20 protein-coding genes are annotated in these 25,138 nt (G+C 73.8%); 17 read left to right on the forward strand and 3 right to left on the reverse strand.

Annotated elements, in window-relative coordinates:
* Nucleotides 1-11: 11 nt before the first annotated feature.
* From ACSU6M_RS00900 to ACSU6M_RS00960, 13 genes are read left to right on the forward strand one after another with little or no spacing between them, the layout of a single operon-like run.
* Nucleotides 12-1,532, forward strand: a complete 1,521-nt coding sequence (locus ACSU6M_RS00900) for a right-handed parallel beta-helix repeat-containing protein (protein WP_437074951.1) — start codon at nucleotides 12-14, stop codon at nucleotides 1,530-1,532.
* 1 nt (nucleotide 1,533) lies between these two features.
* Entirely contained in the window at nucleotides 1,534-2,766 is a 1,233-nt protein-coding gene (locus ACSU6M_RS00905) for an O-antigen ligase domain-containing protein (protein ID WP_437066124.1), read from the forward strand.
* 2 nt (nucleotides 2,767-2,768) lie between these two features.
* On the forward strand, nucleotides 2,769-3,980 hold the full coding sequence (locus ACSU6M_RS00910) for a glycosyltransferase (protein WP_437066125.1): 1,212 nt from the start codon (nucleotides 2,769-2,771) through the stop codon (nucleotides 3,978-3,980).
* Nucleotides 3,977-5,212, forward strand: coding sequence for a class I SAM-dependent methyltransferase (locus ACSU6M_RS00915; RefSeq protein ID WP_437066127.1), 1,236 nt, complete (start codon nucleotides 3,977-3,979; stop codon nucleotides 5,210-5,212). Before ACSU6M_RS00910 ends, ACSU6M_RS00915 begins: the two co-directional genes overlap by 4 nt.
* The gene (locus tag ACSU6M_RS00920) at nucleotides 5,209-5,991 is read left to right on the forward strand and encodes a glucose-1-phosphate cytidylyltransferase (RefSeq protein WP_437066129.1); all 783 of its coding nucleotides are present in this window, start codon (nucleotides 5,209-5,211) and stop codon (nucleotides 5,989-5,991) included. The genes ACSU6M_RS00915 and ACSU6M_RS00920 overlap by 4 nt, the downstream gene beginning before the upstream one ends.
* Nucleotides 5,988-6,635: a PIG-L deacetylase family protein gene (locus tag ACSU6M_RS00925; RefSeq protein ID WP_437066130.1), complete on the forward strand. Its 648-nt coding sequence runs from the start codon at nucleotides 5,988-5,990 to the stop codon at nucleotides 6,633-6,635. Before ACSU6M_RS00920 ends, ACSU6M_RS00925 begins: the two co-directional genes overlap by 4 nt.
* A gap of 3 nt (nucleotides 6,636-6,638) precedes the next feature.
* Entirely contained in the window at nucleotides 6,639-7,664 is a 1,026-nt protein-coding gene (locus tag ACSU6M_RS00930) for an NAD-dependent epimerase/dehydratase family protein (protein ID WP_437066131.1), read from the forward strand.
* A complete protein-coding gene (locus ACSU6M_RS00935; RefSeq protein ID WP_437066133.1) occupies nucleotides 7,652-8,935 on the forward strand; it encodes a DUF4910 domain-containing protein in 1,284 nt (427 codons plus the stop codon). Before ACSU6M_RS00930 ends, ACSU6M_RS00935 begins: the two co-directional genes overlap by 13 nt.
* Nucleotides 8,932-10,230: a hypothetical protein gene (locus ACSU6M_RS00940; RefSeq protein WP_437066135.1), complete on the forward strand. Its 1,299-nt coding sequence runs from the start codon at nucleotides 8,932-8,934 to the stop codon at nucleotides 10,228-10,230. Before ACSU6M_RS00935 ends, ACSU6M_RS00940 begins: the two co-directional genes overlap by 4 nt.
* Nucleotides 10,227-11,174 carry a glycosyltransferase family 2 protein gene (locus ACSU6M_RS00945; RefSeq protein ID WP_437066136.1) on the forward strand — a complete coding sequence of 316 codons (948 nt, stop codon included), beginning with the start codon at nucleotides 10,227-10,229 and terminating at the stop codon, nucleotides 11,172-11,174. The genes ACSU6M_RS00940 and ACSU6M_RS00945 overlap by 4 nt, the downstream gene beginning before the upstream one ends.
* Nucleotides 11,171-12,400, forward strand: a complete 1,230-nt coding sequence (locus ACSU6M_RS00950) for a polysaccharide pyruvyl transferase family protein (protein WP_437066138.1) — start codon at nucleotides 11,171-11,173, stop codon at nucleotides 12,398-12,400. The genes ACSU6M_RS00945 and ACSU6M_RS00950 overlap by 4 nt, the downstream gene beginning before the upstream one ends.
* Entirely contained in the window at nucleotides 12,397-12,948 is a 552-nt protein-coding gene (gene rfbC, locus ACSU6M_RS00955; RefSeq protein WP_437066140.1) for a dTDP-4-dehydrorhamnose 3,5-epimerase, read from the forward strand. Before ACSU6M_RS00950 ends, rfbC begins: the two co-directional genes overlap by 4 nt.
* Nucleotides 12,949-12,955: 7 nt before the next feature.
* The gene (locus ACSU6M_RS00960) at nucleotides 12,956-14,287 is read left to right on the forward strand and encodes a glutamate-1-semialdehyde 2,1-aminomutase (protein WP_437066141.1); all 1,332 of its coding nucleotides are present in this window, start codon (nucleotides 12,956-12,958) and stop codon (nucleotides 14,285-14,287) included.
* 63 nt (nucleotides 14,288-14,350) lie between these two features.
* Here the strand turns inward: ACSU6M_RS00960 and ACSU6M_RS00965 are convergent, their stop codons facing one another.
* Nucleotides 14,351-15,028 (reverse strand): phosphatase PAP2 family protein, encoded by a 678-nt coding sequence (locus ACSU6M_RS00965; protein ID WP_437066143.1) that lies wholly within the window; start codon nucleotides 15,026-15,028, stop codon nucleotides 14,351-14,353.
* Nucleotides 15,025-16,140, reverse strand: a complete 1,116-nt coding sequence (locus ACSU6M_RS00970; RefSeq protein ID WP_437066145.1) for an AI-2E family transporter — start codon at nucleotides 16,138-16,140, stop codon at nucleotides 15,025-15,027. The genes ACSU6M_RS00965 and ACSU6M_RS00970 overlap by 4 nt, the downstream gene beginning before the upstream one ends.
* 116 nt (nucleotides 16,141-16,256) lie before the next feature.
* On the opposite strand from ACSU6M_RS00970, the gene ACSU6M_RS00975 reads away from it, so the two are divergent.
* Entirely contained in the window at nucleotides 16,257-17,105 is an 849-nt protein-coding gene (locus ACSU6M_RS00975; RefSeq protein WP_437066147.1) for a DUF72 domain-containing protein, read from the forward strand.
* A gap of 11 nt (nucleotides 17,106-17,116) precedes the next feature.
* On the opposite strand, the gene ACSU6M_RS00980 is transcribed toward ACSU6M_RS00975, so the two are convergent.
* Nucleotides 17,117-19,117: a DUF1996 domain-containing protein gene (locus ACSU6M_RS00980; protein WP_437066149.1), complete on the reverse strand. Its 2,001-nt coding sequence runs from the start codon at nucleotides 19,115-19,117 to the stop codon at nucleotides 17,117-17,119.
* 274 nt (nucleotides 19,118-19,391) lie between these two features.
* Here ACSU6M_RS00980 and ACSU6M_RS00985 point away from each other — a divergent pair, with 274 nt between their 5' ends.
* The 3 genes from ACSU6M_RS00985 to ACSU6M_RS00995 all read left to right on the forward strand — a co-directional run bounded on the left by ACSU6M_RS00985 (nucleotide 19,392) and on the right by ACSU6M_RS00995 (nucleotide 25,045).
* Nucleotides 19,392-21,488 (forward strand): DUF4139 domain-containing protein, encoded by a 2,097-nt coding sequence (locus ACSU6M_RS00985; protein ID WP_437066150.1) that lies wholly within the window; start codon nucleotides 19,392-19,394, stop codon nucleotides 21,486-21,488.
* A gap of 8 nt (nucleotides 21,489-21,496) precedes the next feature.
* Nucleotides 21,497-23,056 carry a mucoidy inhibitor MuiA family protein gene (locus ACSU6M_RS00990; protein ID WP_437066152.1) on the forward strand — a complete coding sequence of 520 codons (1,560 nt, stop codon included), beginning with the start codon at nucleotides 21,497-21,499 and terminating at the stop codon, nucleotides 23,054-23,056.
* A 273-nt stretch (nucleotides 23,057-23,329) separates the two neighbouring features.
* A complete protein-coding gene (locus tag ACSU6M_RS00995; protein WP_437066153.1) occupies nucleotides 23,330-25,045 on the forward strand; it encodes a sigma-70 family RNA polymerase sigma factor in 1,716 nt (571 codons plus the stop codon).
* Nucleotides 25,046-25,138 lie beyond the last annotated feature (93 nt).

The raw sequence follows: 25,138 nt of genomic DNA on the forward strand, positions 1-25,138 counted from the left end.
CGGCACTGCTGGTGCCGGCCCTGCGGCGGCGCGGCGCGCCGGCGGCCGTACCGCTGGTGCTGGCCCTGCTGACAGCCGCCGGCTGCGAGAGCGCGCCGGACGCCCCGGCGAAGCCGGCCGCCGCGCCGTCCGCGTCCGTGGGCCGGGTGTGCGCCGCGCCCGCCGCCGGGCCGGCGAAGGCCCCGGAGGGCGCGGTGACGGTCGACCCCTCGGTGGTCGGCGACCTGGCAGCGAAGACCCGCACCAGCCCCCCGAACACCACGTTCTGGCTACGCCCGGGCCGGCACAGGCTCGCCCCCGACCGCTACGCCCAGGTCGTTCCCAAATGGGGCAACACCTACCTCGGCGCGCCCGGCGCGGTGCTCGACGGCCGCGGCACCAACCAGTACGCGTTCGGCGGCACCGCAGGCGCCGTCACCATCCGCCACCTGACCGTGCAGGGTTTCGCCGCGCCGCACGACGAGGGCGTGGTCAACCACGACTCGGCCGACGGGTGGACGATCGAGCACGCGACGATCCAGTACAACTCCGGCGCCGGGCTGATGGCCGGCGATCGCCAGCGGGTGCGCGCCAGCTGTCTGCGCGGCAACGGCCAGTACGGAATGAACGCGTACAAGGCGGGCGGCCGGATCGGCGGGCTGCTGGTCGAGGGCAACGAGATCGTGGGCAACAACACCGACGACTGGGAGCGGCGGCGGCCGGGCTGCGGCTGCACCGGAGGCGTGAAGTTCTGGGCCGTCGACGGCGCCGACGTCCGCGGCAACTGGGTGCACGACAACCGCGGGGCCGGGCTGTGGGCGGACACCAACAACAACGACTTCCGCATCGAGGGCAACCTGCTGGAGGCCAACGACGGTGCCGCGCTGATCTACGAGACCAGCTACAACGCGGTCATCCGCAAGAACACGATCCGGCGGAACAACTGGGTCGAGGGGCGCAGATACGCCGAACGCGGCGACACCTTCCCGTTCGCGACCGTCTACGTCTCCGAGTCCGGCGGCGAACCCCGCGTCCCGGCCCGCACGGACAAGATCGAGATCTACCGGAACGTCCTGGAGGACAACTGGTCCGGGATCACGCTGTGGGAGAACGCCGACCGGTTCTGCAACAGCCCCGCCAACACCTCCTCCGGCCAGTGCACCCTGCTGGTGGAGGACACCGCCCGCTGCGCCCGGCCGGGGATCGCCACCGCACCGCTGTACGGCGACTGCCGGTGGAAGACCCAGCGGGTCGACATCCACCGCAACCGGTTCGTGCTGGACAAGGCCGTCGTCGACTGCACGGCGCAGTGCGACCGGATGGCGGTGCTCGCCAACTACGGCACCTACCCGCACTGGTCGCCGTACAAGGGCGAACGGGTGGCCGAGGCGATCACCCGCAGACAGCACAACCGCTGGCACCACAACGTCTACGTCGGGACCTGGACGTTCGTCGTCCACGACCCGAGCCGGGTCCTCGACTCCGCGCAGTGGCAGGGGCTGCCCTACCGGCAGGACGCGGGAAGCACCTTCCGCACGCGGGGCGGTGGTTGAGATGAGCGCGGACCGTACGCCGAGGGCCGTCGGGGTGGTGTGGGGGCTGCTGGTCCTCAACACCCTCGGCTCGGCGGGGGCGAGGACCATCGTGGTGCTCCCCCGCTCCCTCATCCAGATGGTCACCATGGGGGCGCTGGTCGCCGCCTTCACGCTGGCCCTCGCGCTCAATCTCCGGCTGCGGATCCGCGCCAGCGCTTATCTGCTGCTGCTCACCCTGCTGCTGGTGCCGAGCCTGATCGCCAGCGCGGACCTGGAGTCCGGCTTCGGGGCGCTGTTCCGCTGCGCCCGGCTGGCGCTGTTCGTGGGCACGCTGTGGCTGCTCAGCCGCTGGTGGGACGGGGGCCTGACGTTCGTACGGCATCACATCCGGATGTACTTCGCGGTACTCGCCCTGGTGGCCGCCGGCCTGGTGATCTCGCCGGGCACGGCCATGCCCGAGCTCTACGGCGGGCGGCTGGTCGGCGCGTTGTGGCCGCTCACCCCGCCGCAGATCGGCCAGTACGCGGCGGTGATCATCGGGCTGACCGTACTGCTGGTGCTGGGCCGCCGGACCGACCGGACCGGCGCGGCGGTGATCGTGGTGCCCTCGCTGGTCCTGCTGGCGCTGACGCACACCCGCACGGCCACGCTGGGGCTGCTGATCGGGCTGGCGGTGGCGATCGCCTCGCTCGTGCTGACCAGCGCCGCCGCCCGCCGGTTCTTCGCCTGGGCGGTGCTCGCCGCCGCCGTGGCCGCGGTGGCGTTCGGCTCCGCGCTGCGGGCGTGGTTCCTGCGCGGGCAGAGCCAGGAGAACTTCAGCAGCCTCACGGGCCGGGCCAAGGTCTGGGACGCCCTGCTGGCGGCCCCCCGGTCGACCACGGAGCATCTGTTCGGCGCGGGACTGGGCGACAAGTCGTTCGGCGGGCTCCCGATCGACAACAGCTGGCTGGCCGTCTACCACGAGCAGGGCATGACCGGTGTCGTCCTGGTGGCGGCGGTCGTGGCCGTGCTGGGCGGGGTGGCGTTGCTGCGGCCGCCGTCGCTGTCGAGGGCGTGCGCGCTCTTCCTGATCAGCTACTGCGCGATCGCGTCGTACACCGAGGCCGGGCTGGGCGACGCCTCGCCGTATCTGCTGCATCTGGCCGTGGCCGCCTCGCTGCTGGCGGCCCCCGCCGCGGCCGCTCCCCGACCGGCGCCCGCCGCCCCACGACGACGTGTCCCGCGCTGGGCGCGGACCTCGGAGGTGACCTGAGCATGCACGTCCTGGTGGTGCACAACCGCTACGCCTCGGCGCAGCCCAGCGGGGAGAACAAGGTCGTCGACCAGGAGGTGGCGCTGCTGCGCGGGGCCGGTCACCGGGTCGAGGTGTTCGAACGGCGCAGCGACGACATCGCCGCCCGGTCGCTGCCGGGCAAGGTCGCGGTGCCGCTGCTGGTGCCGTGGAACCCGGCGGTGCGCGCGGAGCTCGCCGCCCGGCTGCGCGCCGACCGGCCGGACGTGGTGCACGTCCACAACGTCTTCCCGCTGCTGTCGCCCGCGGTGCTGGCCGCCTGCGCCGACGCCGGGGTGCCCGCCGTCGCCACGCTGCACAACTACACCCAGGTCTGCCCGCCCGGCACGCTCCAGCGGGACGGCCGGCCGTGCACCGAGTGCGTCGGGGCGGCGGCGCCGCTGCCCGCCGTCCGGCACGGCTGCTACCGCGGCTCGCGTCTGGCGACGGTGCCGCTGGCGGTCAGTCTGTCGGTCAACCGGCGGCGTTGGTGGTCCGGCGTGGAGCGGTTCCTGTGCATCTCGGCGGCGCAGCGCGAGGTCCTGGTGCGGTCCGGGATGCCGGCCGAACGGCTGGCGGTGAAGCACAACTTCGTGCCTGATCCGGGCGTCCGCCGCACCGGCGACGGCGAGCATCTGCTCTACCTCGGCCGGCTCGCGGAGGCCAAGGGCGTACGGCTGCTGATGGCCGCGTGGGACGAGCTCGCCGCGGCCGGCGGGGTGGGCGTGCCGCTTGTGATCGCCGGGGCGGGGCCGCTGGAGCCGGAGGTGACCGCGTGGGCGGCGGGCCGCGGCGACGTGCGCCATGTCGGGCTGCTGGACGCGGCGGGGTGCCGGGAGGCCGTCGCGCGGGCGGTCGCGGTGGTGGCTCCCTCGACGTGGCTGGAGGCGTTCGGCCTGGTGGTCGTGGAGGCGATGGCGGCGGGGGTGCCGGCCGTCGCCGCGGGTCACGGCGCCTTCGTCGAGCTCGTCGAGGACGGGGTGACCGGGCTGCTGCACCGGCCGGGCGAGCCCGCCTCGCTCGCCTCCTGCCTGCGCCGGATCGCCGGGGAGCCGGATCTGGGCCGGGAGATGGGCCGGGCGGCCCGGCGCCGTTACGAGCAGGGGTTCAGCCCGGCCGTCGGCCTGGAGCGCCTGCTGGAGGAGTACCGCACCGCGATCGCGGGTCGGACGCAACCGTTGGGGGGCAGTAGATGACACGATGCCGACTGTGCGGCTCGGCGACGCTGGCGAGCGTCGTCGATCTGGGGGCGACGCCACCGTGCGAGAGCTTTCTCGCCGCGGACCGGCTCGACGATCCGGAACCGGCGTACCCGCTGCATCTGCGGGTCTGCACCGCGTGCTGGCTCGCGCAGATCCCTCCGCTGATCACGCCGGAGGAGACGTTCAAGGAGTACGCGTACTTCTCCTCGTACTCGACCTCCTGGGTGGAGCACGCGCGCACCTTCGTCGCCGACGCCGTGCGGCGGCTGGGGCTCGGCGCCGACGCCTTCGTGGTCGAGGTCGCGAGCAACGACGGGTATCTGCTGAGGCATGTGGTGGAGCGGGGGATCCGCTGCCTGGGCATCGAGCCGTCGGTGAACGTCGGCGCCGCGGCGCGGGAGGCGGGTGTCCCCACGCTCACGGAGTTCCTGAGCCCGCGGACGGGTGCCGCCGTGCGCGCCGAGCACGGACCGGCGGACCTGGTGGTGGCGAACAACGTGTACGCGCACATCCCGGACGTGGTCGGGTTCACGCGCGGGCTGCGCGCCCTGGTCGCCGACGACGGCTGGGTCTCGATCGAGGTGCAGCACCTGCTGACCCTGATCGAGGAGAACCAGTACGACACGATCTACCACGAGCACTTCCAGTACTACACGGTCGCGTCCGCGATCCGGGCGCTGGCGAGCGGCGGGCTGGCGCTGGTGGACGTCGAGTCGCTGCCCACGCACGGCGGCTCCGTCCGGCTGTGGGCCCGGCCCGTCGAGGCGGCCGGCGAGCCGTCCCGGCGCGTGGCCGACGTACTGGACCGGGAGAAGGCGGCCGGGCTCCAGGAGCTGTCCGGGTACACCGAGTTCTCCGCCCGGGTGGCCAAGGTGCGCCGGGACCTCCTGAAGTTCCTGATCGAGGCGGCCGAGCGCGGTGAGACGGTCGTCGGCTACGGGGCTCCCGGCAAGGGCAACACCCTGCTCAACCACTGCGGCATCCGGCCCGACCTGCTGCCGTACACGGTCGACCGCAACCCCTACAAGCACGGCAGGTTCACCCCCGGCACCCGCATTCCGATCCTGCCGCCCGAGCGGATCGCCGCCGACCGGCCGGACTACGTCCTCGTCCTGCCCTGGAACCTGCGGGACGAGCTGGTCGAGCAGCTGTCCTACGTGCACGAGTGGGGCGGCCGGCTGGTCTTCCCCATCCCGGAACTGAGCATTGTCGAGGTCACGCGATGAAGGTCGTTCTGTTCTGCGGCGGTTACGGGATGCGGATGCGCAACGGCGCCTCCGACGACGTACCCAAACCGATGGCGATGGTCGGTCCGCGGCCGCTGATCTGGCATGTCATGCGCTACTACGCGCACTTCGGGCACACGGAGTTCATCCTGTGCCTGGGGTACGGGGCCCATCACATCAAGGACTTCTTCCTCAACTACGAGGAGACGACGTCCAACGACTTCGTGATGTCCCGCGGGCGGATCGAGCTGCTGTCCACCGACATCGCCGACTGGACGATCACCTTCGCGCAGACCGGCATCGAGTCGCCGATCGGGGAGCGGCTGCGCCGGGTGCGGCACCATCTGGAGGGCGACGAGATGTTCCTCGCCAACTACGCGGACGTGCTCACCGACGCCCCGCTGCCGGAGATGATCGACCGGTTCGCCCGGCGGGACGCCGGTGCGTCGATGATGGTGGTGCCGCCGCAGTCGTCGTTCCACTGCGTGGACCTGGGCGACGACGGCCTGGTGGGAGGCATCACGGCGGTGAGCGAGCTGCCGCTGTGGGAGAACGGCGGCTACTTCGTGCTGCGCCAGGAGGTCTTCGACCACATTCCGGAGAACGGGGACCTGGTCGCCGACGGATGCGCCCAACTGGCCAAGCGCGGGCGGCTGCTGGCGTATCAGCACCGCGGGTTCTGGAAGCCGACGGACACCGTGAAGGAGCGGGCCGCGCTCGACGACGCCTATGCGCGTGGTGACCGCCCGTGGGCCGTGTGGGAAGAGGCCGCCGCGTGATCCGGCTCGGCGCCGGGCGCCTGGAGCGGGTCGTCGCGCTGGGCGCGCACTGCGACGACATCGCCATCGGCGCGGGCGGCACCCTGCTGACGCTGTGTCTGGCCCGGCCGGGCGTCCGTGTCGACGCGCTGGTGCTCTGCGGTGGCGGCAGCGAGCGGGAGCAGGAGGAGCGGGCCGCGCTCGCCGCCTTCTGTCCGGGCGCCGACCTGCGGCTGACCGTGCTCAAGCTGCCGGACGGCCGGACGCCCGCGTACTGGGACGAGGCCAAGTCCGCGCTGGAGGAGCTGCGCGAGCGGACCGACCCGCAGGTGATCCTGGCCCCGCGCACCGACGACGCGCACCAGGATCACCGCGGCCTGGCCCGGCTGGTGCCCACCGCGTTCCGCGACCACCTGGTGCTCGGCTACGAGATCGTCAAGTGGGACGGCGATCTCGGCCGGCCGTCGGCCTACCAGCCGCTGACCCCGCAGATCGCCGAACAGAAGGTGCGGCTGCTGCAGGAGCACTACCCCTCGCAGCGGCACCGGCCCTGGTACGACCGGGAGACCTTCCTCGGCCTCGCGCGGATCCGCGGCATCGAGTGCCACGCCCGCTACGCCGAGGCGTTCACCGCCACCAAACTCACTCTCAGCCTGGGGGGTTGAACCTTGCGCGTACTGCTCACCGGACACCAGGGATATCTGGGCACCGTGATGGCCCCGGTCCTCACGGCCGCCGGACACGAGGTCACCGGTCTGGACGCCGGTCTGTTCGCCGACTGTGTGCTGGGCCCACGGCCCGCGGACCCGCCCGGCCACCGGGTGGACCTGCGCGACGTCACCGCCGAGCACCTCACCGGGGTCGACGCCGTGATCCACCTGGCCGCGCTGTCCAACGACCCGCTGGGATCGCTGGCGCCCGAGCTCACCTACGACATCAACCACCACGCGTCCGTACGGCTGGCCCGGCTGGCCCGCGACGCCGGGGTGCAGCGGTTCCTGTACGCGTCGACCTGCTCGGTCTACGGTGCCGCCGGCGGCGGCGACCTGGTGACCGAGGACGCCCCGCTGCGGCCGGTGACGCCGTACGCGGAGTCCAAGGTGCGGGTGGAGGACGACCTGCACGCGCTGGCCGACGGCGACTTCAGCCCGGTCTACCTGCGCAACGCCACCGCCTTCGGCCACTCGCCCCGGCTGCGCGCCGACATCGTGCTGAACAACCTGGTGGGCCATGCGCTGCTGTCCGGTGAGGTGCTGGTGCTCTCCGACGGCACGCCCTGGCGGCCGCTGGTGCACGCCGCCGACATCGCCCGTGCCTTCGCGGCCGCGCTGGCCGCGCCGCGGGCCGCGGTGCACGACCGGGCGTTCAACATCGGCAGCGAGATCAACAATGTGACGGTCGCCGAGATCGCCGAGCAGGTCGCCGCGGCGGTGCCCGGCTCGCGGGTGGTGATCACCGGGGAGACCGGGGCCGATCCGCGGTCGTACCGGGTGGACTTCTCCCGGTTCCGCGCCGCGGTGCCCGGCTTCGACTGCGAGTGGACCGTGAAGCAGGGTGCGCTCGAACTGGCCGACGCCTACCGGAAGTTCGGGCTGACACGGGAGGACTTCGAGCGGCGCTACACCCGTCTCGCCGTGCTGCGCTCGGCGTCGCAGGCCGGCACCGTCGACGACACGCTGCGGTGGCGCCGGTGACCCTGCACGGCGACGAGATGTACGCGCTGGTGGAGCGGCTGTACCCGCTGTGCCGGAGCATCACCGGCGACGGTGTGCGCGCCACCCTGGAAATCGTGGGCGAGTACCTCCCGCTCCAGGTCCACGAGGTGCCGACGGGCACGCAGGTGCTCGACTGGACGGTGCCGCAGGAGTGGAACATCCGCGACGCGTACATCGCCGACCCCTCCGGGCACCGGGTCGTCGACTTCGCCGCGTCCAGCCTGCACGTGCTCGGCTACAGCGTGCCGGTGTCGGCGACCATGCCGCTGTCCGAGCTGCGCCCGCATCTGCACACCCTGCCGGACCACCCGTCCTGGGTGCCGTACCGCACCAGCTACTACCAGCCGGACTGGGGGTTCTGCCTGTCCCAGGAGACCCTGGACGCGCTGCCCGACGGCGTGTACGAGGTGCGGATCGACTCCACCCTCGCCGACGGCCACCTCACCTACGCCGAGCATGTGATCCCCGGTCAGGTCGCGGACGAGGTGATCGTCTCCTGCCATGTCTGCCATCCGTCGCTGGCCAACGACAACCTGGCCGGCATCGCGGTGGCGACGTTCCTGGCCAGGGCGCTGGCGGAGCGGACGCCGTACTACACCTACCGGTTCCTGTTCGCGCCCGGCACGATCGGGGCGATCACCTGGCTGGCCCGCAACAGGGAGCGGATCGAGCGGGTCAGGCACGGGCTGGTGCTGGCCTGCGCCGGTGACCCGGGCTCGCTCACGTACAAGCGGAGCCGGCGCGGGGACGCGGAGATCGACCGGGTGATGCGGCACGTGCTGGCCGCGTCCCGGCGCCCGCACCGCGTCACCGAGTTCACCCCCTACGGCTACGACGAGCGGCAGTTCTGCTCCCCCGGCTTCGACCTCGGCGTGGGCTCGCTGACCCGCACGCCGTACGCCGGCTACCCCGAGTACCACACCTCGGCGGACGACCTGGACTTCGTCTCCCCGCAGGCGATGGCGGACACGCTCGCCGTGTGCCGGGAGGCGTTCGCCGTCCTCGACCGCAACCGCCGGTACCTCAACCTCAGCCCCTACGGCGAGCCGCAGTTGGGCCGACGCGGGTTGTACGACGCGCTCGGCGGCCGCAGCGACACCAAGCAGGCGCAGATGGCCATGCTGTGGGTGCTCAATCTCTCCGACGGCGAGCACAGTCTGCTGGATGTCGCGGAGCGGTCCGGGCTGCCGTTCGACACCGTCGCCGCCGCGGCCGACGCCCTGCGCGGCGCCGGGCTGATCAAGGCGTGACGCCGGTGACCACGCAGGGCGCCCCGACGCCGGCACCGGCCCGGTCGGCCCGGCGGGCCGTCGCCGGCCGGCTGTCCTGGGGGCTGGCCGACCAGGCGGCCTCCAGCATGACCAACTTCGCGGTGGGCATCTACGTGGCCCGCTCGCTCGGGCTGGCCGCGTTCGGTGTGTTCGGTCTCGCCTGGGTGACGTACGGCGTGGTGCTCAGCGTGTCGCGCGGGCTGGCCACCGACCCGCTCGTGGTGCGCTTCAGCGGTGTGCCGGAGGCGGCCTGGCGGGGAGCCGTGGCGCGGTCGTCGGGCACCGCGCTCGGTGTCGGCGTCGCCGTCGGCGGAGCGTGTCTGGTGGCCGGGCCGGCTGTCGGCGGCGGTGTGGGGACCGCGTTCGCCTGTCTCGGGGTCGTCCTGCCGGGGCTGCTGCTCCAGGACGCCTGGCGGTACGCGTTCTTCGCCGCCGGCGCCGGGCGCAAGGCGTTCGTGAACGACGTCGTGTGGGGCGTCGCGCTCGTCCCGGCCATGGTGGTGGCGGCCCGTGCGGGCAGCGTGGCCGCGTTCCTGCTCGCCTGGGGCGGGGCCGCCGCGGTGGCCGCGGTGTACGGCTGCTTCCAGTCCGGGATCGCGCCCCGGCCGGACGGTGTGCGCGCCTGGGTGGGCGAGCACCGCGACCTCGGCTACCGGTACCTGGTCGAGAACACCTGTGTCAGCGGCGCGAGCCAGCTGCGGGCGTACGGGCTCGGCGCGATCGTCGGGGTCGGCGCGGTGGGAGTGATCCGGGGCGCCGAGCTGCTGCTCGGCCCGTTCCTCGCCGTGCTGATGGGTCTGTCGCTGGTCACCGTCGCGGAGGCGGCGCGGGTGCTGCGGCGGGCCCCGCACCGGCTGGGCGCGTTCTGTCTTCTGCTCGGCGCCGGGCAGGCCGTCGCCGCGCTGCTGTGGGGCGGGGCGCTGCTGCTGGTCCCGGACCGGCTGGGCGAGTTGGTGCTGGGCGGTGTCTGGCACGCCGCCGCCGAGCTCGTCGTGCCGGCCACGCTCGGCGTCGCGGGCGCCGGCCTCGGCACCGGCGCGGCGGCCGGGCTGCGTGCGCTCGGCGCGGCCCGGCGCAGCCTGCGCGCCCAGTTGTTCGCGTCCGCCGGCTATGTCGCCGGCGGGCTCGGCGGTGCGGCCGCGGGCGGCACGGTCGGCTCGGCCTGGGGCGTCGCCGCCGCGACCGTCTGCGCCTCGGGCGGGTGGTGGCTGCATCTGCGGTCCGCCCTGCGCGAGCGCCACCACAACCCCATCCCCGAAGTGAGGACGCCATGACCGCGCAACCCCGGCTGAGCATCGGCCTGCCCGTCTACAACGGCGAGGAGTACCTGGCGGAGGCGTTCGACGCCCTGCTCGGCCAGACCTACGAGGACTTCGAGCTGGTCGTCTCCGACAACGCCTCGACCGACGGGACCGAGGACATCTGCCGCAAGTACGCCGCGCAGGACTCCCGCATCCGGTATCTGCGGCTGCCCCGGAACATCGGCGCCGCGCCGAACCACAACCATGTGTTCGCCCAGTGCCGCGGCGAGCTCTTCAAGTGGGCCTCGCACGACGACCTCTACGCCCGCGACCTGCTGCGGCGCTGCGTCGAGGCGCTGGACGAGCGGCCGGAGGTGATCCTCGCGCACTCCGGCCAGGCGGTCGTCGACGGCGAGGGCCGGGTGAAGGTCCCCTACGCGTACACCCTCGCCACCGATTCGCCGCGCGCGCCGGAGCGCTTCCGCAGCCTGCTGTTCGAGCCCGGCGGCGACGACTTCTACGGGGTGATGCGCGCCGATGTGCTGCGCCGGGTGAAGCCGCACGACAGCTACCACCACGCGGACCGCACGTTCGTCGCCGAGATCACCCTGCACGGGCCCTTCCATCAGGTGCCGGAGCTGCTGTACTTCCGCCGCGACCATCCCGCCCGCGCCGAGCGGGCGAACCCCTCCAAGCGCTCCCGGTGCGTCAATCTGGACCCGCGTCGGGCGGGCCTGCTGCATCCGACGCCCCGGCTGCTGGCCGAGTACGTCTGGGGTTTCGTCGCGGCGATCCGGCGGGCGCCGCTGTCGTCGGCCGACCGGCGCGCGTGCTACCGGCACCTGGCCGCGTGGATGGCCAGCCGGGTGCGGCCGGGCGCGGGCGAGCGGGTCGAGGACCGTGTGCCGGTCGACCCGGCCCTGTTCGAGGTCTCGGTCGACGACCTCGTCGCCGGCCGTGAGGGGCGGCGGGCGTGAGGCCGACGCGTGTGGGGGTGTTCGGCCTGCTCGGCTCCGGCAACCTCGGCAACGACGGCTCCCTGGAGGCCGTGCTCGGCTACCTCCGTGCCGAGCACCCGGAGGCGGTCGTGGACGCGCTGTGCGGCGGGCCCGAGGCCGTCACGGCCCGGTACGGGATCCCCGCCACGCGGCTGCACTGGTACCGCGGGGAGTACCGGACCGCCTCGCGTGCGGGGGCGATCGCGGGGAAGGGGCTGGGCAAGCTCGTCGACGCCGTGCGCACCGCGGCCTGGGTGCGCCGGCACGACGTGGTGATCGTGCCGGGCATGGGCGTCCTGGAGGCCACACTGCCGCTGCGGCCGTGGGGCTTCCCGTACGCGCTGTTCCTGCTGTGCGCGAGCGGGCGGCTGTGCGGTACGCGGGTCGCGCTGGTCGGTGTCGGGGCGGCCCCGATCGGCGACCGGGCGACGCGGGCGCTGGTGCGCCGGTCGGCACGGCTGGCCGCGTACCGGTCGTACCGCGACGCCCAGTCCCGTGACGCGCTGCGGGAGATGGGCGTGGACACCACGCGCGACCCGGTCCACCCGGACCTGGCGTTCGCCCTGCCGGCGCCGCAGGCGAGCACGCCCCCGCCCGGCCCGCCCGGCCCGCCCGGGCCGGTGTGCGTCGGTGTCATGGACTTCCACGGCGGCAACGACGACCGCGCCCGCGCCGAGGAGATCCACCGGCGCTACCTCGACGGGACGACCCGGTTCGTCCGCGCCCTGGCCGAGGACGGCAGGCCCGTCCGGCTGCTCACCGGGGACGCGTGCGACGTGCCGGTGGCCGCCGCGATCCGCGACGCGGTCGGCTCACCGCTGGTCACCGCCGCCGAGGCGGGCTCGCTGGCCGACCTGATGAAGGAGACGGCGGCGGCGGAGACGGTGGTGGCGACCAGGTACCACAACCTCGTCTGCGCGCTGAGGACCGGCACGCCGACGCTGGCGCTCAGCTACGCCGCCAAGAGCGACGCGCTCATGGACCGGATGGGGCTCGGGGCGTTCTGCCACCCGGCTCGCGAGGTCGACGCCGACCGGCTGCTGGAGCAGTTCCGGGAGCTGGAGAAGCGGTCGGCGGAGCTGCGGCGGACCCTCGCCGAGCGGAACCTGACCGTCGCGCATCAACTGGCGCGCCAGTTCGCCGACTTGACCGAGGCCCTGTTTCCGGCGGCCGGCCCCGCCCACGCGTATCGGGAGACACCATGAAAGTGACCGAAGTCCCGCGGATCGCCGGCGCGTACCTCTTCGAGCCGACGCCGTACACCGACGAACGCGGCTTCTTCTGCCGCACCTTCGACGCGGACGTGGTCCGCTCGGTGGGCCTCGATCCCCACGCCTTCGTCCAGGACAGCGTCTCCCGCTCGGCACGGGGCGTGGTGCGCGGCCTGCACCTGCGCTCCGGTGCCGGGGAGGCCAAGCTGGTGCGCTGCTCGTACGGCAGGATCTACGACGTCGTCGTGGACCTTCGCCCGGACTCGCCGACGTACCGGGACTGGACGTTCTTCGAGCTGTCCGGCGAGACGCAGGCGACCTTGTACATCCCGGCGGGGTGCGCGCACGGCTTCCAGGCGCTGACCGCGACCGCCGACACCGCGTACCGGATCGACCGTCCGCACGACCCGGCCGAGGACGTGACGATCGCCTTCGACGACCCGGAGCTCGCCATCCCCTGGCCGCTGCCGGTCACATCCATGTCCCGGCGGGACCGGGAGGCACCGGGCCTCGCCGAGGTCCTGAAGCAGTGGGAGAGGTGAGGTCGGCGTGGACAACTCAGGCGAGGAGCTCCTCCTCCCCCGGTCGCGGCAGGCCAACGAGCGGCTGCACGCCCTGATCCCCGGAGGCGCGCACACCTACGCCAAGGGCGACGACCAGTATCCCGAGCACCTGGCCCCGGTCATCAGCCACGGCCGCGGCGCCCATGTGTGGGACGTCGACGGCAACCGGTACATCGAGTACGGCTCCGGCCTGCGCTCGGTCAGCCTCGGCCACGCCCATCCGCGGGTGACCGAGGCGGTGCGGCGGGAGCTCGACCGCGGCAGCAACTTCGTGCGGCCGTCCGTCGTGGAGGTCGAGGCCGCGGAGCGCTTCCTGGCCACCGTGCCGACCGCCGACATGGTGAAGTTCGCGAAGAACGGCTCCGACGCCACCACCGCCGCCGTGCGCCTGGCCCGCGCGGTCACCGGCCGCCCGCGGGTGGCCGTCTGCGCCGACCATCCGTTCTTCTCCGTCGACGACTGGTTCATCGGCACCACGCCGATGTCCGCGGGCATCCCGGCGCCGACCACCGACCTCACCGTGGCGTTCCCCTACGGGGATCTGGCTGCCACGCAGGAGCTGCTGTCCCGGTACGAGGGCGAGGTCGCCTGTCTGATCCTCGAACCCGCCACCCACACCGAACCGCCGCCCGGCTATCTCGCCGGTCTGCGCGAACTGGCCGACCGGCACGGCTGTGTGCTGGTCTTCGACGAGATGATCACCGGCCTGCGCTGGTCCGAGGCGGGCGCGCAGGGTCTGTACGGGGTCGTCCCCGACCTCTCGACGTTCGGCAAGGCGCTCGGCAACGGGTTCGCCGTCTCCGCGCTGGCCGGGCGCCGCGAACTGATGGAGCGGGGCGGGCTGCGCCACGGCGGTGACCGGGTGTTCCTGCTGTCCACCACGCACGGCGCGGAGACGCACTCCCTGGCGGCCGCCATGGCCGTGCTCAGCACCTATGTCGAGGAGGGCGTCACCGCGCGCCTGCACGCCCTCGGCGAGCGGCTGGCCGCCGGTGTCCGTGACGCCGCGGCCGGCATGGGCGTCGGCGACCACGTCGTCGTCCGGGGCCGGGCCAGCAACCTGGTCTTCGCCACCCTCGACGCGAACGGGCAGCCGTCGCAGGCGTACCGGACCCTCTTCCTGCGCCGGCTCCTCGCGGGCGGGGTCCTGGCCCCGTCGTTCGTGGTGAGCAGCGCGCTCGGTGACGCCGACATCGACCACACCGTGGACGTGGTAGCCCAGGCGTGCGCGGTGTACCGCAAGGCGTTGGACGCCGGTGACCCCGGGCCCTGGATGGGCGGGCGGCCGGTGAAGCCTGTGTTCCGCCGCACGGCGTGACGCGCCGCGGGGAGCCGCCTCGGGGTGACGTCAGGGTGCCCTGGCCGCCTGCTCGACACACGGTCAGGGCGGCTGCCGTCGACCGGCGTCGGCCGTCCGGTCGATCAGCCACGCGGTCACCGGTGTCACCGCCAGCGCCGTGCACCAGCCACCGAGGACATCGGTCGGATAGTGCGCGCCCAGGGCGACCTGGGCCCAGCCCATCGCGGCGCCCGCGACCAGTGCCGCGGCGAGCACGAGCGAGGTGCCGGCCGTCCTGCCCAGGCCGAGCCGGCCCGTCGCGAGCAGCGCCACCGCGAGGGCGAACGCGGTGAGGAACGCCGTGTGCCCGCTCGGGTAGGAGAGGTTGTCGTCACCGTGGATGGTGCGCCCGACCAGAGGTTTGAGCAGCGTCGTCGCCCCCACCGCCAGGCCGGTGCCGGCGACGAGGAACACCGCCGCGCGAGGGCGCCGCAGCAGCAGGCAGACCGCCACGGCGGCCCCGACCAGCAGCGCCGCCCCCACCGGCTCGCCCAGGAAGTCCGTGGCCAGGGCGACGCGCCGCCACGGCGGCCCCACGCTGTCCGCCGTCGGCCGGACGATCCACCGGTCCACCCGGCCGCTCTCGCCGTGACCGGCGTACAGGACTCCGAACACGGCGGCCACCAGCGCGGCGAGCCCCGCGGTCAGCCCGAGCGGCGGGCGCAGCGACGGGGGCAGCAGTGCCGGCGCCCGAGGGGAGGTCGGGGGCGCCTGGGTCACGACGGAACAGCGGCGCCGGGAGCCGGTTCGCCGCCGCCCGGCTCGGCCGGCGGTTCGCCGAGCTGCTCGCGGAGGTAGCCCCACACGACCGCGATCAGCGCTGCGACGGGGACGGCGAGCAGGCTGCCCACGATGCCGGCCAGGTTCCCGCCCAGCGTCACCGCCAGCAGGATGACCCCGGCGTGCAGCCCGAGTCCGCGGCTCTGGATGATGGGCTGGAACACGTTCCCCTCAAGCTGCTGCACCACCACGATGATGCCCAGCACGATCAGCGCGTCGGTCAGGCCGTTGGAGACCAGCGCGATGAGGACCGCGACGAGCCCGGCGAACAGCGCGCCCACGATCGGCACGAACGCGGTGACGAACGTCAGCACCGCCAGCGGCAGCACCAGCGGCACCCCGACGATCCACAGGCCGAGGCCGATCAGTACGGCGTCCAGCAGGCCGACGGCGGCCTGGGACCGTACGAACGAGCCCAGCGTGTCCCAGACGCGCCCGGCGACCGCGGGCACGTCGGTGGCGAGCCGGCCGGGCAGCTGGCGCGAGAGCCACGGCAGGAAGCGCGGCCCGTCCTTGAGGAAGAAGAACATCAGGAACAGCGCCAGTACGGCGGTGATCACACCGTTGACGACCGTGCTCACGCCCGAGACGACGGCGGTGACCGCGCTGCCGAGCCCCTCCTGGGCGCGGTCGACCGCGCTGTCGAGGGCCTTGTTGATCTGGGCGTCCTCGATGTTCAGCGGCGGCCCGGCGGCCCACTCCCGCAGCCTCTGCACGCCCTCGACGACACCGTCGGTCAGCTCACCGGACTGGGAGGCCACCGGAACCGCGATCAACGCCACGACCCCGGCGGCGACGAGCAGGAACCCGATCGTCACCAGCGATGCGGCCAACGCCGGACGCCACCCTTTCGACCGCAAGAAGCGCGTCGGGGGCCAGGTCAGCGTCGTCAGCAGCAGACCGACGACGAGCGGCCACACCACCGACCACATCCGGTCGAGCAGCCAGAGAGCCAGCGCGAGCATCACGACGACCAGCAGCAACTCGGCGGAGACACGTGCCGATGTGCGCAACGCGGCGCGGGTTTTCACGGAACTCAACCTGGAAGACATGGGGTTCACCTTAGGGGGAGCCCGGCACCGCTCAGGCACCGAGCACCCGCGACCGGCCGGACCCACGGACCGGACACCGCCCGCATCCGGTGGACGCGGCCGGGTAACCGAAGGCGATGGGCGACATCCTCGTGGGTACGTGTTCATGGACCGACCCGGCGTTGGTCCGCAGCGGGTGGTACCCCGCCGGGAGCCGGGACGCCGAAGGGCGGTTGCGGTACTACGGCGAACGGTTCCCGCTCGTCGAGGTCGACTCCTCCTTCTACGCCCTGCCCAGCGAGCGGAACAGCCGGCTGTGGGTGGAGCGGACGCCGGACGGGTTCGTCTTCGACGTGAAGGCGTTCTCGCTGCTCACCGGGCATCCGACGCGGAGTGCGAGGATGCCAGAAGGGCTGCCCGCCGACGCCCGGGACCCAGCGGTGCTGGACGAGGTCTGGGCGCGCTTCACGGCGGCCGTGGCGCCGCTTCGGCGGGCGGGGCGGCTCGGGAGTGTGCTGCTGCAGTTCCCGCCGTGGTTCAGGCCGGGGGCGCGCGCCGAGGCGGTGCTGGCGCAGACCGCCGTGCGGTGCGAAGGCTGGCCCCTCGCCGTCGAGTTCCGGCACTCCTCCTGGTGGCGGGAGGGGCAGGCCGAGGCCACGCGCTCCTTGCTCGCGCGGTACGGGATGGCCGCCGTCGCCGTCGACATGCCCCAGGGGTTCGCCGCCTCCGTACCGCCGGTCGCCCCCGTCACGACGCCCCGGCTGTCCGTCGTGCGGTTCCACGGGCGCAGCGCCGTGTGGCAGGGCGGGAACAAGGAGGAGCGCTACCGGTACGCGTACGGTGACGACGAACTCGCCGCATGGGTGCCGCGGATCCGTCGGCTCTCCGGGCAGGTCGAGCGGGTGCACGTGCTGTTCAACAACTGCTGCGGTGACGCCGCGGTACGGGCCGCCGAGAGGATGGCGCAGCTGGTCACCCGCTCCTAGGGGCTGTGTCGTCAGGGTCGCGTCGGGCGCCTCCTGGTGCGGGTCAGGAGAACTCCGCCCGCGATGAGGAGTGCCGAACCGGCCGCGGTCGGCCACAGGCTGGTGCCGGTCTCGGCGAGTCCGCCGGGGGTGCCCTGTGGGGCGGCCACCTGCTGATCGGCCGACGGGGCGGCGGGCGCCGCCGCGCTGGGGGTACCGGCCGACCTGGGCTCCGCGGGGCGCGGCGCGTCGGTCGCGGGGGCGCTGGTCGGGGGCTTGGGCGGAGCCTGGCTCGCGGTGCCGGGCAGCGCGGGTCCGCTTGCGCCGTCGGCCGGTGCGACGGGCCGGTCGTCGATGTCGCCGGGCTCGGCGGGCCGCTCCTCGCCGCTGCCCGGCTCGATGGTCTGATCCGCGCCACTGCCGGGTTCCGCACCGCTGCCGGGCTCCTCGCCGTCGCCGGGATCGGCGGGAGGCTCGCTGTCGCCGTCCTGCGGATCCTCGGGCGCGGGCGCTGGATCCGGCGCTGTTCCGCCGTCCCCACCCCCGGCGCCGTAGCCGTTCCCGTCCCCGGCACCGTCGCCGTTCCCGTCCCCGGCACCGTCGCCGTTCCCGTCCCCGGCACCGTCGCCACCTCCGGAGTCCGCACCGGCGCCGCACTGGCGGCCGGTGTTGAGGCATTCGACCATCTCCGCCATCAGGTCCTCGTCGAAGACGTTGATGAAGTCGCCGTGGTCGGTGACCGGCTTGTGGAGCTGCTCGGGAAAGGAGTCGACCGCGAACAGCGGGGTCGTACGCCCGCCGTCGGCCAGGCTCGGGGCGTCGACGTCGTAGACGATGCGCTGCACCAGCTGCGGGATCGCGCGGAAGCCGGCGGGGCAGTTGCCGGATGCGTCGGCGAAGGCCACGTGGGTGCGGTGGTTGGCGCTGTCGATGTTGCGGCCGTCCCAGCAGCTCTGGAACCTGAAGGTGCGCACCACATCGCTGCCGGGGGGACAGAGCGGGTACTTGTCCTTCAGCTGCCGGTCCTCGAAGCCGGTGCAGCTCCAGGACGCGTTGGCGTTGGCGGGGCCGTTGACGAATGCCTTGGCGTCGCCGGTGATGATGCGCAGCAGCCGGGGCATCGCGGTGACCTCGCCCACCGGGCTGCCGACGAAGGTCAGCGTGACGTCCTTCGGCGTGACGATCTCGCCGGCGTTGCCCTCGATGCCGCCGCCGGGCGACTGGGCGTCGCGCTCCTGCGTCCCGTTCTGGAGCCGCAGCACCGGCCAGTAGTAGGAGGACCGGTCGCCCTGGTCCAGGCAGCTGGTCGCGGCGGCCGCGAGGTCGTCGTCGCTCGCGAAGGCGTTGTTGGCCTGGTTGCCGATGTAGTCGTGGAAGTGGTGGGCGCCGTTGGTGACGCCGGGCGCGACGATCACGTTGTCCGAGTTGAACAGTCCCGCCGCGTTGACGCCGCAGCTCGTGGTGAAGGTACCGCGCGAGGCTCCGTCCGTCGGGGCCGGCGCCGCAGCGCCGGGCCGGACGGTGGTGATGTCCGCGTAGTCGGCGGCGACGGGGCCGTTGCCCGCCTGCCCTGCGACGCCCCCCGCTCCGGCTTGTCCGGTGCCGCTCCCGGCACCGTTCTGCGTGTCGTTCCCGCCCTCTGCGTCGGCCGGCGCCCCCTCGGCCTGCCGCAAGGCGCAGGCGCTCAGGGAGTCCAGCCCCTGCGGCCTCGTGCCGGAGTCCTCCAGCGCGGCGGCGATGCGACCGATCGTTCCCGCCCGCCGCTCCGACAGCGGCTCCACGATCACCTCCTGGGGCGAGTCGGCGGACTCCCCCTCCGGCTCCAGCAGTTGCCGGTACGCGTCGGCGATCTGCTGGTCCAGGACGGCCAGTTCCCCGTCGACGGTCCCCCGTGCCCGATCCGGCACGTCGGTGAGCCGTTCGCCGACGTCGGGGCAGTCGATCGTCAGACCGCCGCGCCACCCGCTCCCCGCGTCGGTGGTGGCGGCCGCGGTGCCGTCGGTGGCGGAGGCGTACACATTCACCGCCACCATGCCTCCTCCGCCCAGCATGAGAGCGACGGCGGCGAATGTCGCGCGTCTCGCCCCGGTCGGGCGTCTGCGTCTGCTGCGTGTCACGTTCGTACTCCTACGCGTCGGTCGACCCGCGTCCTGTGTTTCCCCTGGAGTCCCTTACGCGGCAGAACCGGCTTGTGTTCAACCGGAGCTGCCCTTCGCCGCCACCGGCACCGGCACCGTGCGGTTCTCCCGTTCGCCGCCCTGGGCGCTAGGCTTCGCCCGGCACGGGCAGTGACGGGGGGCTGAGCACATGAAGTCCGAGGAGACACCGCGGTGGGCGTCGGCCCTCGACGCGGTCGTGGTGTACGCGCAGGGTGCGCTGTGCACCCGCCTGGCCAGGGGCGCGGTGCCCGCGCAGGGGCGGGTGCGGGTCACGGGACTGCCCCGGTCGATGGACCCCGGTTCCCTGCGGGCACGCGTCGTCGGTGACAGCGGGGTGCGCGTCACCGGGGTGCGGGCCGAGGTGGACGCCGAACCGTCCGGAACGGGCGCGCCCGACGCGTTGCTGCGCGAGGTGGAGCGGCTGCGGGACGAGCACGCGGCGACGCAGGGCCGCCGTGACCGGGTTCTCGCCCGCATCAAGGAGGTCAGCGGCCTGCGTCCGGTGCCGCCGCCGCGCAAGCGTGACGATCCGCACCGGCGCACTCCCGTGGAGGCGTGGCTGACGCTCACCGACTTCGTCGACGAGCGGCTGACCGCCCTGCACCAGCGCCTCGCCGAGCTGGAGGCGGAACTGCGCCGCGTGGAGCACGAGCTCGACGTGGCGACCGACCGCTGGTCCCGTGCCTCCACCGACACCCCGTCCGCCCACGTCGAGACGTCGGTCTGCGCGGTCGTGACCCTCGACGGGACGGGTGACGTCGAGCTGGAGCTGGAGTACGGGGTTCCGGGCGCCGTGTGGGTACCGGCCTACCGTCTGGCGTACCGTCAGAGCGCGGACACCGGCAGCCTGGTGCTGCGCGCTTCGGTCGCCCAGCGCACCGGGGAGGACTGGACCGGCGTGCGCATCGCTCTGGCCACCGCCGATCTGCGGCGCCGCACCGATCTGCCGAGGCTGCGCTCGCTGCGGATCGGCCGCCGTCAGCCCGCGCCCGCGCCGTCCGGCTGGCGGGAGCCCCCGGCGGGTCTGTCCGACCTGTTCACCGGGTACGACGCGGCGGGCCCGCGCCCGGCCGCCGCACCGGGGGACTTCGGTGCCGCACCGGCCGGCGCGGCCGGAGGCGCGGCCGCCCGGTCGGCCCCCACACCCGCGGCAGCCGCCGGCGCTCACGGCCCCGCTCCCGTACCTCCGCCCCCGATGTACGGCGCGGCCCCGGTCATGCCCGCCGCTCCGGGCAGCGCTCCCGGACCTCAGGCGGCCGGGCCCGCCCGTGCGATGCCGGAGTCCGCGCAGGTGGAGCGGCAGCGGTCGAACCGCCCTCGGACGGGCCGCGCACCCGCCGCCGTGCCACCGGCCCCGGCCGGCCCGATGGCCCCCGCTCCCGTGCCGCCGCCCGCCCCGGTGCCCGGTCCGCCGCAGCCCTCCAGCGACGAGCTCGACTACGCCGCTCTCGTCCTCAGCGGCCCCGACGAGCCCGAGAACCGCAGAGGCCGCCTGTTCCCGGACGCCTCCTTCGACCCGGTGGCGGCCGAGTACCGCCGGCGCGCCGAAGCGGTGGCTTCCCTGCCGCTGCCGGGGCGTGCGGTGCCGCCCCGCCGGTCGGCCGGTTCCTTCGACCACCGCTACGACGCCGTGGCCCGCGCGGACATCCCCTCGGACGGCACCTGGCACACCGTCACCATCGCCGAGATCCCGGTCGGCCTGCGCACCGAGTACCTGTGCGTGCCGTCCGTGGAGACGCGGGTGTACGCGACGCTGGTGCTGTCCAACGCCACCGACCAGGCGCTGCTGGCGGGCCCGGTGGAGGTCACCGTCGACGACGACTTCCTGCTGACCGCCGCGCTGCCCACCCTCGCGCCCGGCGGCGTCCGCCGGATGGGGCTCGGGCCGGCCGAGGGCGTCCAGGTCACCCGGCGCACCCATGTCGACGAATCGACAGCGGGCCTGCGCAACAACGTCACCGTGCTGGACCACCGCGTGCAGGTGGAGCTGGCCAACCGGCTGGCCCGGCCCGTGCGCGTCGAGGTGCGGGAGCAGGTGCCGGTCACCTCCGACACGGACGTACGGATCGAGGAACACGCCGACTGGACGGTCCCGGACGACTCCGCGGAACCCGACCGGACCGCGCCGGGCACCCGGGTGTGGCGGGTCGATCTGCCCGCGGGCGGCACCACCGCCCTGCACGGCGGCTACACGATCCGTATCCCGGCCGCGAAGGCCCTGGTCGGCGGCAACCGCAGGAGCTGACACAGATCATGTCCACGGATCCCGCAACGATCCCCGCCCCCGTCACCGCCGTGACCTGCCTGGAGGACCGCGCCCAGGTCGAGCGCACCGTCGCCCTCGACCTGCGGGCCGGTGTGCAGCGGCTGGTGCTCGGTCCGGTCACCGCCCTGGCGGTCGACCGCACGCTGCACGCGGAGCTGACCGCCGGCCCGCCGGCTCGTGTCCTCGACGCCCGGCTCGTCCGCGCCTGGACGCCTCGGGGACCGCTGCCCTCGGCGGAGGACCCGGCGCTGCGCCGGCGCCTGCACGACCTGGAGGAGGAGCGGTTCGCGCTGGAACGGCGCAGCGACCGGCTGCGCGCCCGCCTCGACCTGCTCGGCCACCTCGCCGCCGATCTGCTGCGGGAGATCGGCGAGGGAGCCGGCTCCGGCGAGACGGACCCCACGCGCTGGACCCGGGAACTGGACCGCGTGGACGCCGAACGCGACGAGCACAGCGAGCAGTTGCGCGCCGTACAGGCCCGGCTGGCCGTGCTCGCCACCGGCGTCCAGGAGACCGCGCACGCCCTGCACCTGTCCGAGGAGCAGCCCGCCGAGCTGCTCGCCCATGTCGAGCTGACCGTCGACGCCGAGGCCGCGGGGCCGGCCCGGCTGCGGCTGAGCCACCTCGTTCCCTGCGCGCTGTGGCGCCCCGCCTATCGGGCCGTGCTCGACGGGGACACCCTCACGCTGGACACCGACGCCATGGTCTGGCAGCGGACCGGCGAGGCATGGACGGACGTACGCCTTGTCCTGTCGACGGCCCGGTCGGCCCTGGCGACCGAGCCACCGCGCCTGACGGAGGACCGGCTGACGCTGACCGACCGGTCGCCCGCCGAGCGGCGCACGGTCGAGGTCGAGCTGCGCGAGGAGGAGATCGGGGAGCTCGGCCCCGCGCCGGTGCTCGGCCTGCCCGGCGTGGACGACGGCGGCCGGACCAGGGTGCTGCACTCCCCCGCGCCCGTCTCGGTGCCCGCCGACGGGCGCGCCCACCGCGTGCCGCTCTCCCGCGCCACCACGGCCGCGAGCAGCCAGTACGCCTGCTCGCCCGAGCTGTCGCCGCTGGTGACGCAGGTGGTGCGGTTCGACAACCCGTCCGGGCACGCGCTGCTGGCCGGGCCGGTGGACCTGGTGCGCGGCAGCGGGTTCAGCGGCCGCGGCACCATGGAGTTCACCGCGCCCGGTGGGCCCGTCGAGCTCGCCTTCGGGAGCCACGACGACTACCGGGTCGTACGGGAATACGAGGAGTCGCGCGACACCACGGCCGTGACCCAACGCACCACCGTCACCCGCACGGTGCGCCTGCACCTGTCGCGCTTCTCCGCTCCCGGCGCCCAGGGCGAGCAGGTGGTCGTCCTGCGGGAGCGGATCCCGGTCTCCGAGGTCGCGGCGGTGGAGGTACGGCTGCGCAAGGAGGCGTGTTCCCCGGTCCCGGACTCCCTCGACGACGAGGGCATCGCCCGCTGGGACATCGCCCTGCCGCCCGGTGGCCGCCGTACGGTCACCCTCGTCTACGAGCTCTCCGCGAGCGGCAAGGTCACCGGCCTCTGAGGACGCGGCGCGAACAGCCGACAGCGCATGAGGACGCATCTGCCTCCGCGCCGACGGCTGTTCAACCGCGTCCGGCAATGATCGAATGTGTGTCAGTAAGCCATGGTTCGGTGGACTTGATCACTGAACGGTCACAATGATCCGCGACATCTCGCGCCTGTGGCCGATTACGGCAGCATCACAGCGGGCGGGCGACGGAGCCGAAGCCCCAGGACCTGCAAGGACCTGCAAGGACTTCCCCATCGATCCACAGGCGAGGCGTTGGCCGGCGAGATGACAGCACTGCACGAACTGACCGACGGCGAACTCACGGCCAGGGTCCGCGCATCGGCCTGCCCGGAGGCGGCCGAGGAACTGCACCGGCGCCATCACCAGGCCGTCCTGACCTATGCCCGGCTGTGCTGCCGGGACGAGCACACCGCCGAGGACCTGGCGTCCGAGGCGTTCACCAGCGCGTGGGAGGCCGTGCGTTCGGGCCATGGTCCGAGCGGCCCCTGGCGCCCGTATCTGCTGGTCACCGTGCGCCGGGCGGCCGCTCGCCGGTTCGCCACCGAGCGGCGCCACCAACTGGCCCTGGACTTCGAGCAGTGGCTCGACGCCCGCGACCCCGCCGCCATGGACGCCGAGGCGTGGATCGTCCGCCAGGAGGAACGCAGCCTCGTCCGCCACGCCTTCCGCTCGCTGAACGAACGCTGGCAGTCGGTCCTGTGGTACACGGCCGTGGAACAGGAGCCGGCGGGTGTGACCGCACGGCTGCTCGGTCTGACTCCGAGCGGTGTGGCGTCGCTGGCCTCCCGTGCGCGAGAGGGGCTGCGCGAGGCGTATCTGGCCGCGCACGCCCAGGACACGCTGGCGAGCGAGGAGTGCCGGCACTTCAGCGCGCTCCTCGGCGCGTACGTGCGGCGCGGGGAGCACAAGGCGGGCAGAGCCGTCCGGCGTCATCTGGAGGGCTGCGCCCGCTGCCGGGGAGCGGTGCAGGAACTCACCCACCTCAACGACCGTTTCGGCGCCTACCTCGCCACCGGCATCCTCCTGTGGGCCGGACCCGCCTACCTGGCCGGCCGGTCCGCCGCGCACGCGGCGTCCGCCGCCGCCCCGGACGGCCCCGCCGACCCCGCCGGCGGGAGCCCGTTCGTCCGCCCCGCGACCGTCGCGGCGGGGGCCGCCGCCCTGGCCGTCGCCGTCCTGGCCGTGATCTCCCTCGGCCCCGGCGACCCGGACACCGAGGAGAACAAGCCGGCGCGGGCCCGGACTTCGGTCGCCGCGCCCTCCGCCTCTGCGCCGGTGTCCCCCACGTCGGCCTCCCCCGCGCCGGCCGCGGAGCCGCCGCCCTCCCCGCGCCCCGCACCCACGACGGCACGGCCCTCGCCCGCCCCCGCCGGCGCCCCTCTGGCCGCGTGCACCGGCTTCCACGCCGACGACCGCGAACTCCGGCCGGCCGTCGACGAGTACGGCATTCCGCGCTCCGTCCTGGGATGGACGCACAGCTTCCCCGGCGGCTGGCGGGTGGACAACTCCCGCATGCCCGACAACGGTGTCAGGGAGTGGCGCGGCTGGACGCTGACGACCCGTGAGTTCTGGGAGCACGCCCATCCGGGCCAGTACCGCGAGGACTTCACCCTCGGGGACGGCGCGATCGCCGTCGCGGACCCGGACGAGTGGAACGACCTCGGCGACCCGTCCGCGACCAGCGCCTTCGACTCGACACTGGTCTCACCGGCCTGTGCGGCCCCACCCGGCCGCGACCGGCTCACCCTCAGCTATGTCACCCACTACTGGCAGCTCGGGGCGCAGCGCGGAGAGGTCCTGGTGTCCTTCGACTCCGGCCCGGACCGTGTGCTCAGGGCCTACTCCGCCGACCGGTTCGACAGCCGGGAGAGCCTGGTCGTCGCCGTGCCCGAAGGGGCCCGGACGGTCACCGTGAAGTTCCGTCTGCGCGACGCGGGCAACGACTGGTACTGGGCCCTGGACGACGTACGCCTGTCCTGAGCACTTGGCAATGGTTCGGCAAAGCGGCGGGACGGGGTGCGAAGAGGTTCCTCTCTCTGTCCGATCCGTCCCGGAGCCGGGCGCGGGGCCACG

The sequence above is a fragment of the Streptomyces sp. enrichment culture genome, assembly GCF_964272895.1.
GTDB lineage: Bacteria > Actinomycetota > Actinomycetes > Streptomycetales > Streptomycetaceae > Streptomyces.